This window comes from Amycolatopsis sp. NPDC050768 (assembly GCF_040654155.1).
Lineage (GTDB): Bacteria > Actinomycetota > Actinomycetes > Mycobacteriales > Pseudonocardiaceae > Amycolatopsis.
Genome location: NZ_JBFAHL010000015.1, coordinates 1 through 14,706, shown reverse-complemented (window position 1 = coordinate 14,706; position 14,706 = coordinate 1). Strand labels below are relative to the sequence as shown.

Annotated in this window: 17 protein-coding genes and 1 riboswitch; of the genes, 8 read left to right on the top strand and 9 right to left on the bottom strand. The window is 71.4% G+C overall.

Annotation, left to right across the window (positions count from 1 at the left end; translation table 11 throughout):
* Window positions 1-39: 39 nt before the first annotated feature.
* From AB0H62_RS35395 to AB0H62_RS35375, 5 genes are all read right to left on the bottom strand, one after another.
* Entirely contained in the window at window positions 40-924 is an 885-nt protein-coding gene (locus tag AB0H62_RS35395; RefSeq protein ID WP_220244693.1) for a hypothetical protein, read from the bottom strand.
* On the bottom strand, window positions 921-1,397 hold the full coding sequence (locus AB0H62_RS35390) for a hypothetical protein (RefSeq protein ID WP_220244692.1): 477 nt from the start codon (window positions 1,395-1,397) through the stop codon (window positions 921-923). The genes AB0H62_RS35395 and AB0H62_RS35390 overlap by 4 nt, the downstream gene beginning before the upstream one ends.
* Window positions 1,398-1,490: 93 nt before the next feature.
* Window positions 1,491-1,937, bottom strand: a complete 447-nt coding sequence (locus AB0H62_RS35385) for a LapA family protein (RefSeq protein ID WP_220244691.1) — start codon at window positions 1,935-1,937, stop codon at window positions 1,491-1,493.
* Between the two features lie 5 nt (window positions 1,938-1,942).
* Window positions 1,943-2,683, bottom strand: coding sequence for an OmpA family protein (locus tag AB0H62_RS35380; protein ID WP_255638502.1), 741 nt, complete (start codon window positions 2,681-2,683; stop codon window positions 1,943-1,945).
* Window positions 2,684-2,768: 85 nt separating this feature from the next.
* Entirely contained in the window at window positions 2,769-3,596 is an 828-nt protein-coding gene (locus AB0H62_RS35375; protein ID WP_220244690.1) for an SGNH/GDSL hydrolase family protein, read from the bottom strand.
* Between the two features lie 276 nt (window positions 3,597-3,872).
* Here AB0H62_RS35375 and AB0H62_RS35370 point away from each other — a divergent pair, with 276 nt between their 5' ends.
* On the top strand, window positions 3,873-4,541 hold the full coding sequence (locus AB0H62_RS35370; protein ID WP_220244689.1) for a DUF3159 domain-containing protein: 669 nt from the start codon (window positions 3,873-3,875) through the stop codon (window positions 4,539-4,541).
* A 107-nt stretch (window positions 4,542-4,648) separates the two neighbouring features.
* On the opposite strand, the gene AB0H62_RS35365 is transcribed toward AB0H62_RS35370, so the two are convergent.
* Window positions 4,649-5,650 (bottom strand): BadF/BadG/BcrA/BcrD ATPase family protein, encoded by a 1,002-nt coding sequence (locus AB0H62_RS35365; protein ID WP_220244688.1) that lies wholly within the window; start codon window positions 5,648-5,650, stop codon window positions 4,649-4,651.
* The gene (locus tag AB0H62_RS35360) at window positions 5,647-6,690 is read right to left on the bottom strand and encodes an SIS domain-containing protein (RefSeq protein ID WP_360590951.1); all 1,044 of its coding nucleotides are present in this window, start codon (window positions 6,688-6,690) and stop codon (window positions 5,647-5,649) included. Before AB0H62_RS35360 ends, AB0H62_RS35365 begins: the two co-directional genes overlap by 4 nt.
* A gap of 164 nt (window positions 6,691-6,854) precedes the next feature.
* Between AB0H62_RS35360 and AB0H62_RS35355 the strand changes: the two genes are divergently transcribed.
* On the top strand, window positions 6,855-7,610 hold the full coding sequence (locus AB0H62_RS35355; RefSeq protein ID WP_220244686.1) for a GntR family transcriptional regulator: 756 nt from the start codon (window positions 6,855-6,857) through the stop codon (window positions 7,608-7,610).
* A 113-nt stretch (window positions 7,611-7,723) separates the two neighbouring features.
* On the top strand, window positions 7,724-9,277 hold the full coding sequence (locus tag AB0H62_RS35350) for an MFS transporter (RefSeq protein ID WP_255638501.1): 1,554 nt from the start codon (window positions 7,724-7,726) through the stop codon (window positions 9,275-9,277).
* Between the two features lie 3 nt (window positions 9,278-9,280).
* On the opposite strand, the gene AB0H62_RS35345 is transcribed toward AB0H62_RS35350, so the two are convergent.
* Window positions 9,281-10,225: a threonine/serine dehydratase gene (locus AB0H62_RS35345; protein ID WP_360590948.1), complete on the bottom strand. Its 945-nt coding sequence runs from the start codon at window positions 10,223-10,225 to the stop codon at window positions 9,281-9,283.
* A gap of 155 nt (window positions 10,226-10,380) precedes the next feature.
* Between AB0H62_RS35345 and AB0H62_RS35340 the strand changes: the two genes are divergently transcribed.
* Window positions 10,381-11,169 carry a hypothetical protein gene (locus AB0H62_RS35340; RefSeq protein ID WP_360590946.1) on the top strand — a complete coding sequence of 263 codons (789 nt, stop codon included), beginning with the start codon at window positions 10,381-10,383 and terminating at the stop codon, window positions 11,167-11,169.
* Here the strand turns inward: AB0H62_RS35340 and thiE are convergent.
* A complete protein-coding gene (thiE, locus tag AB0H62_RS35335) occupies window positions 11,166-11,831 on the bottom strand; it encodes a thiamine phosphate synthase (RefSeq protein WP_360590945.1) in 666 nt (221 codons plus the stop codon). The two genes, AB0H62_RS35340 and thiE, sit on opposite strands and share 4 nt — an antisense overlap.
* A 30-nt stretch (window positions 11,832-11,861) precedes the next feature.
* Window positions 11,862-11,967, top strand: a riboswitch (TPP riboswitch).
* On the opposite strand from thiE, the gene thiO reads away from it, so the two are divergent.
* From thiO to AB0H62_RS35315, 4 genes are all read left to right on the top strand, one after another.
* On the top strand, window positions 11,961-13,037 hold the full coding sequence (gene thiO / locus AB0H62_RS35330) for a glycine oxidase ThiO (RefSeq protein WP_360590943.1): 1,077 nt from the start codon (window positions 11,961-11,963) through the stop codon (window positions 13,035-13,037). It overlaps the preceding riboswitch by 7 nt.
* A complete protein-coding gene (gene thiS, locus AB0H62_RS35325) occupies window positions 13,037-13,237 on the top strand; it encodes a sulfur carrier protein ThiS (protein WP_220244681.1) in 201 nt (66 codons plus the stop codon). The genes thiO and thiS overlap by 1 nt, the downstream gene beginning before the upstream one ends.
* A gap of 2 nt (window positions 13,238-13,239) precedes the next feature.
* Window positions 13,240-13,995 (top strand): thiazole synthase, encoded by a 756-nt coding sequence (locus tag AB0H62_RS35320; protein WP_220244680.1) that lies wholly within the window; start codon window positions 13,240-13,242, stop codon window positions 13,993-13,995.
* A gap of 188 nt (window positions 13,996-14,183) precedes the next feature.
* Window positions 14,184-14,615 (top strand): MarR family transcriptional regulator, encoded by a 432-nt coding sequence (locus AB0H62_RS35315; RefSeq protein WP_360590941.1) that lies wholly within the window; start codon window positions 14,184-14,186, stop codon window positions 14,613-14,615.
* Window positions 14,616-14,706: the final 91 nt, after the last annotated feature.

Genomic DNA, 14,706 nt, shown 5'->3' with positions numbered 1-14,706 from the left:
ACCGATTATCGGCATGATTGATGAACAAACCGCGCGAAATCAGTGGTCGAACAAGCTCACTTCGGGCGTGATCTCGAGCAGTTCGTGCACCGGGCGGCCGCGGCGGCCGTCGATGGTCGTCGTCCGGACCACGCGCAGGCGGGCGGTCACCGGGCGGTCGAGGTTCTCCTTGATCTGGTCGAGCAGGTCCTCGGCGACGGCGCCCTGGATCGTGCCGCCGGACTCGCGCTCCAGATAAAAGATCCGACGCCGCGTGCGGACGCCGTCGAGGCGGCCGGAGACGGTCTCGTAGCCCACGGCCTCGCGCGACTCGCGCAGGCTGTCGCGCAGGATCCGGGCCTGCTCGGTCGTCACGCTGCGCGTCACGTGCTCGCCCGCGGTGGGCGTGAGCGCCATGCCGATGCCGGCGTGCTTGCTCACCGCGTTGACGATGTCGCTCACCGCGTTGCGCACGGTGTCGCGCTGCAGCAGCACCGCGTCGAGCGCGCCGTCGTCGGAACCGTTGGCGGGCAGGAAATCGCAGAGCTCCTTGACCGCGCGCTCGGACAGCGTCTCGATGCCGTCGTGGATCAGCGCGTCGTCGAGCGCCGGCTCCGGGAAGCCGAAGAAGATCGCGTTGCCCGCCTGGCCCTTCTGGATCAGCGGCGCCTTGTCGCGGTCGGCCTGCTGGACGAAGGTGACCTCGTTGGACGGGTTGCGGATGATGTGCCCGATCTTCGCCGTCGCGTCCTGCAGCGCGCGGCTGATGTCGGAGAACGTGTACGCGTCGATGTGCGTCTCGCCGATCACCGACACGTGCAGCAGCGGCGAGCGCGACGTGCGCTCGAACTTCGCGTTGGCCGCCATCGCCGACGCGCGCGCGAGGTCGTCGAGCCAGGTGCCGCCGGGGATCTCGTCGGCGATGCGCCGGAACTCGTTCCTCACCAGACCATCTCCGGGAACCCCTTGCCGCCTTCGGCCCACACGGTCTCCCACACGTCCTCGTCGCCGGGACGGCACAGGAACCCGTCGAGCATCCCGCCCACCGGCTGCACCTGCTCGAGGTACATCGCGGGCTGCCCGACGATGACTCCGCGCAGCGTGAGCAGGCCGTACAGTGCCGTTCGCCCCTCGTCGTCGAGCCGCTTGAGCGCGCCCCACTCGTCGGGCAGCAGCACCACGTCGAGGCCGCGCGGCGGGTGGCCCGTGCGCGTCACGAACGCGCCGCCGATCCACGCGCGGCCCGAAGAGATCACCTGACGGGCGACGCCGAGGTAGGCGTTGAGCGCGCTGAACAGGATCTCGCGATCGTTCTGGTGCGGGGCGTCGAACACGAGCCGCTCGTAGACGTCGGCGAGATCGGCCTGGTGACGGCCCGGCGGCAGCAGGTTCTGCGGCGTCCAGTGCGGGAGCGCCATCGGACCTCCTGACCTCGCGAACCTCGACGAGAGGCTCACGGCTCCCGCTCACACCATTGCTCACAGTGCGTAGCCGAACTTACCAGGTGGGTGTCAGCCACCTCGCCCAGGTCGGCGCGGCGCGGACTCGCGGGGCTCGTCGTTGTGCGGCCACTCGTCCGCGGGCTCCTCGGCGGCCGGCCAGTTCAGGTCACCCGAGAGGTGCGGTTCAGGGTCCGGCAGTCGCCCGATGCGGTGACCGGAGGGCTCGTCCGGGGCGTACGGCTCGTCCGGGTCCACCGCGGGGTAGTCGTTGTAGACCCGTTCGGGTTGCTCGTCGTAGTCGTAGGTCGGCACCGGGATGTACTGGGTCCGCTCGGCGTCGCTCGGCTCCGGGACGGCAGGCAACGAACCCGACGTCGAGCCCGCGCCCGCAGCCGAAGCGGCAGGCTCACGAGAACGCTTCGGCCGTCCCGCCCGCATGATCAGCCACATCACCAGCGCCCCCAGCAGGAACGCGATGAGCAGCCACAGCCAAATCTGCCCGAAGAGCCAGAGCATCCCCATCACCTCTCTTCGACTGTGATCTCGACGCGCCGGTCCCCACCTTCGCCCGGCGCGGCCGTGCCACTTCCCCGTACGAGCAGCCGGTTCGCCGGCACTCCGCCGGCCGTCAGCATCCGCATCACCGCTCGCGCCCGGGTCTGCGAAAGCCGGACCGCCGCCGCGCGCCCGCCCGGACCCGCGGCGACGTGCCCGGTGATGCGGTAGCGCAGGTCGTCGGGCGCGCCCTTCAGCAGCTTCGCGACGGCGCGCGCCGCCTGCGTCCCCGCCGGTGTGAGCTGCGCGGTGTTCGGCTTGAACTCGATCGGCGTGTCCGCCAGCTGCGCGTCCAGTTCCTTCTGAACCCCGGCGCGATCGGTCGGCGGCGCGGACGAAGTCGTGCTCGGCGGCGCGCTGCTGCTACTGCGCGGCGGACTCGTCGTCGAAGGCGGTGTGGGTGTCACGGACGGCGGCTTCGGGGCCGCCCCACCGGAAACCTCCGCGGACTCGACCCCTTCGACGCCCTGCACGATCCCCAGCGCACGCCCGGCCTGGTCCGCCGGGAAACCCGACAACGTCGCCTGCCGGCCCGAGAACGACACGTCGCCGCCCCGGATCCCGGCAGCGGCGAGCGCGGAGCGTGATCGTCCGGCGAGGTCGCCTTCGATCCCGTCAGCCCGCACCCACGTGACCACCCCGGCGAGCACTGCCGTGACCAGCAGCGCGACGGGGATCAGGCGGAGCCAACCGCGAGCACCGGACATAAAGGGACCATAGGCCGGTCACGGCCCGTTGGCGACCTGGTCGGGCGCGCCATTCGGGTGGCGCTCGCCCGAACTGTGCCGGTGGTCAGGACGCGGTGGCGTTGCCCTGGAAGTCGCGCACGTCGAGCTCCAGCGCGGCGGCCTCGGCCTGCACCAGCGGCGAGAGCTGCGGCCGCTTCGGTGACAGCCCGTCACCCATCGACTCGCCCTTGAGCTGGCGGCGGATCCACGGCAGCAGGTGCGCCTTGGTCCAGTTGAGGTCCGAGCGCCGCGAGGTGATCCACGTGGCCGGCTCCGCGGTCGGCGGGTACGGCTCGCGCCAGTCCTCGATCACGGGCAGGCCGAGCACCTCGGCGGTCAGCAGCGCGATGCGGCGGTGCGCGTCGGGCGTGAAGTGCAGGCGGTCGTCGCTCCAGGCGCGGCGGTCGTGCAGCGGCCCCATGGTCCAGAGGTCGACCATCGTCGCGCCGTGGCGGGCCGCGATCGCCCACAGATACGTGTTGTAGATGCCGATCTTGCCGCGCAGCACGCTCATCACCGAGAGCGCCTTGGTGTCGGGACCGTTGAAGATCACGACGGGGATGCCGGCCTCGCGCAGCTTCACCACGCCGGCCTCGAAGCGGGCCGCGATGGCGTCGACGTCCGCGCCCGGCACGATCACGTCGTTGCCGCCCGCGCACAGCGTGACCAGGTCGGGCTTGATCTCGAGCGCGATCGGCAGCTGCTCGTCCATGATCTCGTCGAGCATTTTGCCGCGCAGCGACAAGTTGGCGTACTGGAAGTCCGGCCGCCCCCCGGCGAGCATCTCGGCGAGCCGATCGGCCCAGCCCCGGAACGAGCCGTCGGGCAGCTCGTCGTTGAGGCCTTCGGTGAAGCTGTCACCGATGGCCACGTAGCTGTCGATTCCGTACACGCTGGGATCCCCTTCCCCGGACTGACCGCGCCTACCCCGCGTTAAGTTGTACACCACAACTAACAATCGGACGTCCCCGTACCTTCCCGGCTGCCACCCCTGATTCAGCCGGAAGGCACAGTCTCTTACCTTCTCGTCTCCTCGCGCGCCCGTATTACGCGAATTTCACCTCGATCCGGGGTGATGAACCGCTCAGTCGAGCACTGAACGGACACGCTGTGTGGCGAAGGTCTCCCGCTTCGGGCCTGCCACCCCGGTATCCGGCAGGCTGGGGATGTGACGGACGAGACGACGCCTGCGCGCGAGTCGCTCGCGCAGATCCTCGGTGGCCGCCGTGGGGCGATCGACGCCAGCATCCCGCCGGTGGCCTTCGTGGTCGGCTGGCTGGCCACCGGGCAGTCGATCTCGTGGGGCGCGATCGTCGCCATCGGGGTCGCGGTGGCCCTCGGCGCCTACCGGCTGATCCGCGGCGACAAGGCGCGCGCCGTCGTCGTGAGCCTCGCGGCCGTGGTGATCGCCGCGCTCATCGCGTTGCACACCGGCCGCGCGGAGGACTTTTTCCTGCTGCAGCTGCTCTCCAACGCCGCGAGCGCCCTGCTCTTCGCCGCCAGCATCGTGGTGCGCTGGCCGCTGCTGGGTGTGATCGTGGGGCTCCTGATCGGACAGAAGACGCGCTGGCGCCGTGACCCCGCACTACTGCGCGCGTATTCGTGGGCGAGCTGGGTGTGGGTGCTGCAGTACTTGATCCGCGTGGTGGTCTACGGCCTGCTGTGGTGGGCCGGGGAGGTGGTGGCTCTCGGCATCGCGCGCACCGCGCTCTCGTGGCCACTGGTCGCGGCGACCGTGGCAGTGAGCGGCTGGGTTCTGTACAAGGCGTTGCCGGCCGGGCACCCGGGCCTGCGGCTCACACCGGAACCGGGTCCGGAAGACGGACCCAGGACATAAGGCGGCCCCCGGCGAGGGGGGAGGGTCCGGGGGCCGATGCCTACGGTACCCGGACCGGAGGGGTTGAGTCGACGGTTTGGACACTTCGAACCAGGTTTTGGTCGTATTCACCTTGCCGAAGGCCGCACCGCGGTCTCTCCCCAGGCGTCGACGGCGGCCAGCCACGCGGCGCCGAGCACTCCGTCGGAGCTGGTCAGCACGTCGAGCCCGGCCAGCCCGGCCTTCACGAGCGGTCCCACCGGACCGGTTCCTGTAAGGACGCTGCCGACGAGCACCACGGGAGTTTTCTCGCCCGGGTCGCGCGTGGCGAGGGCCGTGGCGACCAGAAGATCGGCTGCCCTGGCCACGATTTCCGTTGCGGAGGCTTCTCCGGCGGCCGCCGCGGCGCTCACGAGGGGCGCGAACCGAGCGAGCCGGACGGGCGCTTCGGCGTTGACCTTCATGATGAGCGCACGCACCGTGGCCAACCGATTCGCTTCCGTGACAAGCGAATTAGGGAAATCGTGATTGTCTGAAGTGGCCACGTCGTCCCGGGAGTCCACAGGAGACGGTCCGAACGCCTCGGCGAGCACGGCGCCCGGCAGCCCGGTGAGCTCCGCCCCGCGGCCGAGCGCCTCCAAAGTGGATCGCACCGCCTCTCGCCCGAGCCAGAACGCCGAGCCCTCGTCGCCGAGCAGCCAGCCGTAGCCGCCCGCGGTGGCGGTCATCCGCCGTCCGCGGATGCGGCCGGCGATCGAGCCGGTACCCGCCACGAGCACGGTGCCGTCGGGGGCCGACGTCGCCGACGCGTACGCGACTTCGGCGTCGGCCACCGTCCGAACCGCACCGTCCAAACCGATCCGTGCCCACGCCCCGGCGAACACCGCCGCGACGGCGGGGTCGGACAGCTTGCTCACCCCGGCCAGTCCGACCACGGCGGCGCGCACGTCCGTGCGCCCGCCCAGCGCCCGCTCGATCGCCGAGGCGATGCGCGCGGCCGCCTCCGCAGGCGGGTGCGAGTTGGGGTTGGCACCGCCGGCCGTCGCCGAGCCGAGCACGGCGCCGGCGGCGTCGACCGCGATCGCTCGCGTCGACGTGCCACCGGCGTCCACGCCCACGACGAGACTCACCGGGTCTTGGTCACCTTCAGCAGCCCACGCGGGCTGTCCGGGTCACCGCCGCGCGCGAGCGAAAGCCCGAGCGCGATCCGCTGGATCGGCAGGATCTCCAGGATCGGCGCGAGCTCCTCGGCCGTCTCCGCCACGGGGATCCGCAGTGCCGCCGGCACGTCGGCCGACGCGGATCCGACCGCCAGCACGTCGGCGCCGCGCTTGCCGACGGCCTCGAGCACCTCGCCCATCGCCTCGCCGCCGTGGCCCGCGCTCGTCACCGCGAGCACGGCGGTCTCGCCGTCGACGGCCGCGACCGGGCCGTGGAGCAGGTCCGCGCCGCTGTACGCGCGGGCGGCGAGGTAGCTCGTCTCCGCCAGCTTCAGCGAACCCTCGAGCGCCGTCGCGTACGAGTAACCGCGACCGGTGGTGAGTACACGGTCCACGAAGCGGTAGCGGTCCACCGCGCGCTGCACGCCTTCGGCCGCGCCGTCGAGCGTCTGCTGGGCGAGGTCGCCGAGCTTCTGCGCGTCGGCCGCCTTGCCGCCGCGCACGGCGTCGATGAACAGGTACAGCGCGAGCAGCGTCGCGGAGTACGTCTTGGTCGCGGCGACCGCCTTCTCCAGACCGGCGCCGATGTCCACGCCCAGCTCGGCCGCCGCGCGCAGCGGCGAGTCCGGCGTGTTCGTGACCGACACCGTGAGCGCACCCTGGCGCCGGGCCGCTTCGGTGACCTCGATGAGGTCGGGCGAGCCGCCGCTCTGGCTCACGGTGACGAAGAGCACCTCCTTCAGGTCTGGCCGTGCGCCGTAGAGCGTCGTGGTGGACGGTGACACGAGACCCGCGGGAAGCCCCAGGAGTACCTCGATCAGGTACTTGGCGTACAAAGCAGCGTGGTCACTCGAACCCCGTGCGGCGAGCAAAGCGAAACGGGGCGGCTTTTGTGAAATCTTTTCAGCTACTTCGGCTATTTCGCCCTGCCGCTCGACCAGCCCGGCCAGTACGGCAGGCTGCTCCGAGATTTCCGCGGCCATGTGCTCGCCGGGATGTTGTTGGGTCATCACTTTCCTCTCCGCCGGGACTCCAGTCCCGGGTGTGCTGAGCGGCGTGCGGTCAGGTCTAGACCAATGCTAGCCGGGCGGAGCGTTTGTGGTGAAGGGTACGTTTCTTGACGGGGAAGTGGCGCGATAGTGGCGATAGTGAGGGAAAGCTGAGGGAGCCGGTCATGTTGGAGACATCCCCCGCGAGTGAGGCGGGGACCACGGCGGGTGTGCGCGGGCAGCGCGAACCCAAGTACTGGGCGCTGAAACAGCACCTGCTGGATCTGCTCGACGCTCTGCCGCCGGGCTCGCCGATCCCGACGGAACGGGCGCTGGCGGGCGAGTTCACCGTGTCGCGCACCACCGTGCGGCAGGCGCTGGCGGACCTGACGGCCGAAGGGCGCTTGCACCGCGTTCAAGGGAAGGGCACGTTCGCGGCCGAGCCGAAGCTCGCGCAGCGGCTGCAGCTGTCCTCGTACACGGAGGACATGCGCAAGCAGGGCCTGAAGCCGTCGTCGAAACTCCTCGAAATCGAGGAGTTGCCCGTGGAGGGCGAACTCGCGAAACTGCTCGGGATCCGGCAAGGTGCGAAAATTCTTCGCCTTCGCCGCCTCCGGTTGGCGGACGCCCAGCCGATGGCGTTGGAGACGACGCACCTGCCGCTGGGCCGCTTCCGTGGGCTGCGCAAGCACATTTCGGCCGGCGGGTCGCTCTACGCAGTGCTTCGTGAGCACTACGGCGTCGAACTCGAGCGCGCGGAGGAGACGATCGAGACGTCGCTCGCCGGTCCGGAGGAAGCCGAGATGCTCGGCGCGGACGTCGGCATGCCGGTGATGATGCTGACACGGCACTCGTTCGCCACCGACGGCAAGCCGGTGGAGTTCGCGCGCTCGGTCTACCGCGGCGACCGCTACAAGTTCGTCACGACGCTGCTGCCGTGAGCGGGGCCGGCGGGCCCGCGAGCAGTCGCCGGGCCGGGCGTGGGTGGTTGCGCCCGGACCGGCGTCGCGACACCGTGTGCGCATGAGCTTCGAGCGTGCGCGGTGATCGCACGGTGACGACAACCGACAGCGGTATTCGCTGGGGCACCCCCTTGGCCCGCGGGGTGCTGTGGACGACGATCCTCGGCTCGAGCATGGCCATGCTCGACGGGACGATCGTCAATGTCGCGCTGCCCCGGATCGGCGAGGAGCTCGGCGCCACCGTCGCCGGCCTGCAGTGGATCCTCGACGGCTACATGCTGGCGCTCGCCGCGTTGATCCTCGTCGCGGGCTCCCTCGGCGACCGCTACGGCCGGCGCCGCATGTACCTGATCGGCGTGGTCTGGTTCGGCATCGCCTCGGCGCTGTGCGCGATCGCCACCTCGACCACGGAACTGGTGATCTTCCGGATCATCCAGGGCATCGGCGGCGCGCTGCTCACCCCCGGCTCACTCGCGATCCTGCAGTCGTCGTTCAGACACAACGACCGGGCGCGCGCGATCGGCGCGTGGTCCGGACTGGGTGGTCTGGCCGCCGCGGTCGGACCGCTGCTCGGCGGCGTGCTGGTGCAGGTCTGGTCCTGGCGGCTGGCGTTCCTGATCAACCTGCCGCTGGCCATCGTCGTGGTGCTGATGGCGCTCAAGTTCGTGCCCGAGTCGCGCGACGAGACGGCCACCGGCCACCCGGACTTCACCGCCGCCGCGACAGGCGCGATCGGGCTCGCGGGGATAACCGGAGCGCTGGTCGAAGCGCCTGGCCGCGGCATCGGTGACCCGATCGTGCTGATCGCGCTGGTCGCCGGCATCGCCGGGCTGGGCGTGTTCCTCTGGCTGCAGCACCACTCCCGCGAACCGCTCGTGCCGCCCAGCCTCTTCCGCGACCGGACGTTCACGCTGTCCAACGCGCTCACGTTCGTGGTCTACGCCGCCCTCGGCGCCGTGATGATGCTGCTGGTCCTGCAGCTGCAGGTCTCCCTGAACTACCCGCCGACGCTCGCGGGCCTTGCCGGGCTGCCGATCACGATCATCATGCTGCTGCTCTCGGGCCGCTCGGGCGCGCTGGCCCAGCGCATCGGCCCGCGCCTGCAGCTGGTGGTCGGACCCATCGTGATCGGCATCGGCATGCTGCTGCTGATCCGCGTCGGACCGGGGTCCTCGTACCTCGGTTCGGTCTTCCCCGCGGTGGTCGTGTTCGGCCTCGGACTGGCGTGCACGGTGGCGCCGGTGACCGCGACGGTGCTCGCCGCAGCCCCCGACCGCTTCGCCGGTGTCGCGTCCGGAGTGAACAACGCGATCGCCCGAACGGGTGGTCTTCTTGCGGTCGCGGTGCTCCCCGCGGCGGCCGGACTCACCGGTTCGGCCTACCGCGACCCCGTCGCGCTGACGGCCGGCTGGCGCATGGCACTGCTCATCTGCGCCGTCCTGGCGATCGCAGGAGGCCTCATCGCGTTGGGGATTCACAACGGCGTGCTCGGTTCGCCGGACGATTCCGGAGACGCCTCCGGTGGCGCGGCCGGGCCCGAGGCCAAGCGGACCGTGGACGACGAGTCGCCTCACCTCGGCGAGTGCTTCTCGTGCGGGGTGGACGGACCGCCGACCCACGTCCGCCCGGGCCCGGCGCGCGACTGACGCCTACGCGAGCAGTTCGGCCAGCAGTTCCGGGTCGACGTTGCCGCCGGAGATCACCGACACCGTCTTGCCGCCCGGCAGCTCGCCGGCGTGGTGCAGGAACGCGGCGGTGGCCGTCGCCCCGCTGGGCTCGGCCACGATCCGGGCCCGCCGGGCCAGCACGCGCGTGGCGTCGCGGATCTCGTCCTCGGTCACGGTGACGATGCCGTCGAGCACGCTCTGCAAGTGCGCGAACGTCAGGTCCGACGGCTGGGCGCGCAGGCCGTCGGCGATCGTGCGGGCGCGCTGCTCCATCGGCCACTCGATGCGGCGGCCGGCGCGCAGGCCCTCGGCGGTGTCGCCGGCCAGCTCGGGCTCGACGGCGATGACCTTCGCTCCGGGGCACAGCGCCTTGATCGCCGTGCCGACACCCGAGGCGAGCCCGCCGCCGCTCACCGGCACGAGCACGGTGTCGACGTCCGGCAGGTCGGTGGCGATTTCCAGGCCCGCGGTGCCCTGCCCGGCGATCACGTCGAGGTGGTCGAACGGCGGGATGTAAGTGAGCCCGCGCTCCTTCGCCAGCGCCGACGCGACCGGCTCCTGCTCGGCGATCGGCACCTCGATCACCTCGGCGCCCCAGCTCCGGGTGGCCTCGACCTTGAGCCGCGGCGCCACGTCCGGCACCACGATCACGGCGGGGATGCCGAAGGCGTTCGCGGAGTAGGCGACCGCCTGCGCGTGGTTACCGCTGGAGTACGAGACGACGCCGCGTGCGCGCTGCGCGTCGTCGAGTGAGGCGATCGCGTTGTACGCGCCGCGGATCTTGAACGCGCCGATCTGTTGCAGGCTCTCGGGTTTGAGCCACAGCTCGCCTTCGGTCCAGTGCTGGCGCAGCAGCGGCGTGCGCACGGCGTGGTCGGCTACCCGCTTCGCCGCGGCCTCGATTTCGGAGATCGTCACCAATCGCATGTGGTGAGTATGTCAGGAAAGTGTGAGCCACAGTCCATCCACTGTGGACGGTCAACGTGTCCTCGCTCACGGATGGGCAACGCGGGGAGTTCCTCGCGCGACTTACTCGTTGAACGCCACAGGGGAAATCGCGCGGGTACTAGTAGATCGGGATCATGAGTCAGCAGCGGGAAAAGACATCGGAGCAGGGCGAGAAGAAGAGCTTCCGCCCGGCGCAGGTGGTGGCGACGGCACTGGCCGCCGTCACGGCCGCGTTGCTGGGTTCGACACTCGGCGTGGCGGGGACCGTCGTGGGCGCCGGGGTGGCGAGCGTGATCACCACGGTCGGCGCCGAGCTGTACCTGCGTTCGCTGCAGCGCACTCGCGAGGCCGCGCTGAAGGCGCGCGCGGTGCTCGTGACGGCGGGGCAGCGCAGGGGCAGCAGGCCGGGCCTCTCGCCGGTCGACGACCCGGCGCAGATGCCGACCGTGCTGATGCCGCTCGACCCGTCGGAGATGCCGACGGTGCGGATCTCGAAGCTGACCGCGCCGGCCGAGCCCGAGGAGTCGTTCGGCGACAAGCTGAGGAAGCTGCGCTGGCCGATCATCCTGGGCACGAGCGTGGTCGCCACGGCCATCGCGATCGGCGTCAGCGTCGCGATCGAGGCGGCCGGCGGGCCAGGGCCCGGTTTCGTCCGCCACGACCCGGGCACGAGCCAGCACCAGCAGCAGGACGAGAACACCAACCCGCCCACGACGTCACAGAACAGCCCGCCGCCCAGCGAGACCGAGTCGAACACCCCGCCGCCCTCGACCTCGTCTTCGAGCACGTCCACGAGCGAATCGCCGACGTCTTCAAGCAGCTCGGACAGCGCCCCGCCGCCTTCGAGCACGGGTGGGGCGCCGTCGACCACACCGAGCGCGCCGCAGACGAAGGGTGCGCCGTCGGGGACCCCCAGTCCCTAACCGAGCTGGGACCTGAGCGCCTGCGCGGCCGCCTTCGGGTCTTCCGCGTCGGTGATCGCGCGGACCACGACGATCCGTGTCGCGCCGGCCGCCAGCACCTCCGGCAGGCGTTCCGTGTCGATGCCGCCGATCGCGAACCACGGCCGGTCGGTACCGGTTTTCGCGGTCGCGCGCACGAGGTCCAGGCCCGGCGCGTACCGGCCGGGCTTGGTCGGCGTCGGCCAGCACGGGCCGGTGCAGAAGTAGTCCACGCCGTCCTCGGCGGCGGCCGCCGTGGCCTGCTCGATCGAGTGGGTGGAGCGGCCGATCACCACGTCGTCGCCAAGGACGCGGCGCGCGAGCGGCACGGGGATGTCGTCCTGACCCAGGTGTAGCACGTCGGCGCCCACGGCGAGCGCGACGTCGGCGCGGTCGTTGACCGACAGCAGCGCACCGTGGCGCGCGCACGCTTCGGCGAGCACCTCGAGCGCCGCGATCTCCTGCGCGGCCTCGAGCGGGGTGCCGTTCGTCTTGTCCCGCAGCTGCACGATGTCGACGCCGCCGGCCAGCGCCGCGTCGATGAACTCGGCGAGGTCGCCGCGCGACGAGCGGGCGTCGGTGCACAGGTACAGCCGCGAATCGGCCAGGCGGGTGCGGATCTGTGATCCGGTCAGGGCGGGCATGGCGGGGACGTTACCCGCGCGCTACGGTGGGGTGGTCCGCACGGGAGCCCGAGGCACGGGCTGAGAGGGAGCCGCCGCTCCGACCGTGGAACCTGATCCGGGTCATGCCGGCGCAGGGAGCGTGATTCCATGAGTGAGACCCTCACCATCGTCGGCGGTGGTGTCATCGGCCTGTCCGCGGCTTGGCGCGCGGCGGCCCGCGGCCATCGCGTCACGGTGGTCGATCCGGCCCCCGCGCGCGGTGCGTCCTGGGTGGCCGGCGGCATGCTCGCGCCGGTCACGGAGGCGTGGCCGGGCGAGGAGCACGTGCTCAGCCTTGGCGAGGAGTCGCTGCGGCGCTGGCCCGCGTTCGCGCGGGACCTCGCGGCGGAGGGCACGGACCCCGGGCTGGCTTCGCACGGCACGATCGTGGTCGCGTTCGACAGCGCCGACGCCGGGCACCTCGACATCCTCGCGGAGTACCTGGCCTCGCTGGGCCGTGACGTCGAGCGGCTCACCGGGCGGGCGGCGCGGCGGCTCGCGCCGGGCCTGGGCGCGGTGCGTAGCGGGCTGCACGTGCCGGGTGACCTGGCTGTCGACAACCGGAAGCTGCTGACGGCGCTGCTCTCCGCGTGCGCGAAGCGGGGTGTCGAGTTCTCGGCGTCGCGGGTGACTTCGCTCGACGATGTGACCGGTCCCGTTGTGCTGGCTGCCGGCGCGTGGACAGGCAAGCTGCACCCGCTGCTGGCCGACGCCGTGCGGCCGCTCAAAGGCGAGATCCTGCGACTGCGGCCGCGTCGGGGCTGCCTGCCGCCCCCGCCGTACACGGTGCGCGCGATGGTCGAGGGCCGGCCGATCTACCTCGTGCCGCGCGCTGACGGCGAGCTGGTGCTCGGCGCGACGCAGTACGAAGCGGGCTTCGACGAGACCGTGACCGCGCGTGGCGTGCGGGAGCTGCTGGAAGGCGGCGAACGGATCCTGCCGGGCATCACGGAGTACGAGCTCGTCGAGACCGCGGCCGGGCTGCGCGCGGGAAGCCGCGACGCGCTGCCGTACATCGGGGAGCTCGGCGAAGGCGTGTACGCGGCGACGGGGCACCACCGCAACGGACTGCTGATGGCCCCCGTGACCGCCGACGCCGTGGTCGCGTGGCTGGCCGGCGAGGCCCCACCGGACGAGATCGGGGCGGCCGCGCCCGCCCGTTTGCTGCAGAAGGAGCGAGTCTGATGGAGATCAAGGTCAACGGGAGCTGGCGCGAGTTCCCCGACGGCGCCACCGTGTCCGAGGTGCTCGACGCACTCGACGTGGCCCGCCAGGGCGTTGCCGTCGCGGTGAACGGCGAGGTCGTGCGCCGGGGCGAGTGGGAGGCGTCGGTGGTGCCGAAGGGCGCGAACATCGACGTGCTGACCGCGGTGCAGGGAGGCTGACGATGGACGACGCTCTGGTCATCGGCGAACACAAGCTGTCGTCGAGGCTGATCATCGGGACCGGTGGTGCCGGGAACCTGTCGGTGCTGGAACGCGCACTGGTCGCGTCGGGCACCGAGCTGACGACGGTCGCCATGCGCAAAGCCGACGCCGACGGCGGCACCGGCGTGCTCGGACTCGTGCGGCGCCTCGGGATCAAGCTGCTGCCCAACACCGCCGGCTGCCGCACCGCCGCGGAGGCCGTGCTGACCGCCCAGCTGGCCCGCGAGGCCCTCGACACGGACCTCATCAAGCTCGAGGTCCACGCCGACGACCGCACCCTGCTGCCCGACCCGTTCGAAACCCTGGACGCCGCGGAGCAACTGGCGGCCGACGGCTTCACCGTGCTCGCGTACACCAACGACGACCCCGTGCTCGCACTTCGGCTCGAGGAGGCGGGCTGCGCCGCCGTGATGCCCCTGGGCGCCCCGATCGGCACAGGCCTCGGCATCCGCAACCCGCACAACATCGAGCTCATCGTCGCGCGCGCCATGGTCCCCGTCATCCTCGACGCGGGCATCGGCACCGCTTCCGACGCCTGCCTCGCCATGGAACTCGGCTGCGACGCGGTGCTGCTGTCCACCGCCGTGACGCGCGCCAAGGACCCGGAACGCATGGCCGCGGCGATGCGCGCGGGCGTCGAGGCGGGCCGCCTGGCGCGCGACGCGGGCCGGGTACCGCAGCGCTTCTGGGCGCACGCGTCGAGCCCGCCCCGCTGACGTGTGCGGCTGGTTTCGCCCTGGCGGGGTAAACGCGGGTAAGCCGCCTGGTGCAAGTGGGCCGCGTTTGCCGACCCGGTTGGTGATTTCGTCCGCGCTTAACGCCGAACGTGCACCGTCAGGCCTTATGGTGGACGACACCTTTCCGGCGCAAAGGCGGCGGGCAACAGCGGTAGGAGGAGCCAGCCGTGACTCTATCCTCGGTCCAGGACGTCTCGGGCAGGTTGTACCTGGCCGTGGGGCGGCTGTCGCGCTCGTTGCGGCAGGCGGGGGTCCCCGGGCCCGGCCACGGCGCGATCTCGGCCCTTGCCACGCTCGTTCACTTCGGTCAGCTGCGCCTCGGTGACCTCGCCGCGAAGGAGGGCGTCGCGGCGGCCACGATGTCGCGCATAATCGCCACCCTCGTCGAGGCGGGCTACGTCACCCGCGAATCCGACCCCGTCGACCGCCGCGCCTGGCTCGCCCGCGCGACGGAGGAGGGCGAGCGGCTCGTGTCCGGCGTGCGGTCCACGCGCGTGCAGGAGCTGAACCGCCGCCTCGACAAGCTGAGCCCGGAATACCGCGAAGCCCTCATGATCGCGTTGCCGGCCCTGGAGGCCCTGATCTCCGACGACAGCTAGGTGTATTTGGCCAGGACGTTGGTAGCGGAAGGTTCTGGTTGACGTGGGGAGAGCCTCCGGTTGAGGTGTGGCTTGTCTAGGACCCACGTCA

What these genes read in the sequence shown, in the direction of transcription:
- AB0H62_RS35390 (WP_220244692.1), bottom strand. Translation starts at nt 1,397, where the DNA reads ATGGCGCTCCCGCACTGGACGCCGCAGAACCTGCTGCCGCCGGGCCGT.
- AB0H62_RS35385 (WP_220244691.1), bottom strand. Translation starts at nt 1,937, where the DNA reads ATGCTCTGGCTCTTCGGGCAGATTTGGCTGTGGCTGCTCATCGCGTTC.
- AB0H62_RS35380 (WP_255638502.1), bottom strand. Translation starts at nt 2,683, where the DNA reads ATGTCCGGTGCTCGCGGTTGGCTCCGCCTGATCCCCGTCGCGCTGCTG.
- AB0H62_RS35360 (WP_360590951.1), bottom strand. Translation starts at nt 6,690, where the DNA reads ATGACCCAACAACATCCCGGCGAGCACATGGCCGCGGAAATCTCGGAG.
- AB0H62_RS35355 (WP_220244686.1), top strand. Translation starts at nt 6,855, where the DNA reads ATGTTGGAGACATCCCCCGCGAGTGAGGCGGGGACCACGGCGGGTGTG.
- AB0H62_RS35345 (WP_360590948.1), bottom strand. Translation starts at nt 10,225, where the DNA reads ATGCGATTGGTGACGATCTCCGAAATCGAGGCCGCGGCGAAGCGGGTA.
- AB0H62_RS35340 (WP_360590946.1), top strand. Translation starts at nt 10,381, where the DNA reads ATGAGTCAGCAGCGGGAAAAGACATCGGAGCAGGGCGAGAAGAAGAGC.
- thiE (WP_360590945.1), bottom strand. Translation starts at nt 11,831, where the DNA reads ATGCCCGCCCTGACCGGATCACAGATCCGCACCCGCCTGGCCGATTCG.
- thiO (WP_360590943.1), top strand. Translation starts at nt 11,961, where the DNA reads ATGAGTGAGACCCTCACCATCGTCGGCGGTGGTGTCATCGGCCTGTCC.
- thiS (WP_220244681.1), top strand. Translation starts at nt 13,037, where the DNA reads ATGGAGATCAAGGTCAACGGGAGCTGGCGCGAGTTCCCCGACGGCGCC.
- AB0H62_RS35320 (WP_220244680.1), top strand. Translation starts at nt 13,240, where the DNA reads ATGGACGACGCTCTGGTCATCGGCGAACACAAGCTGTCGTCGAGGCTG.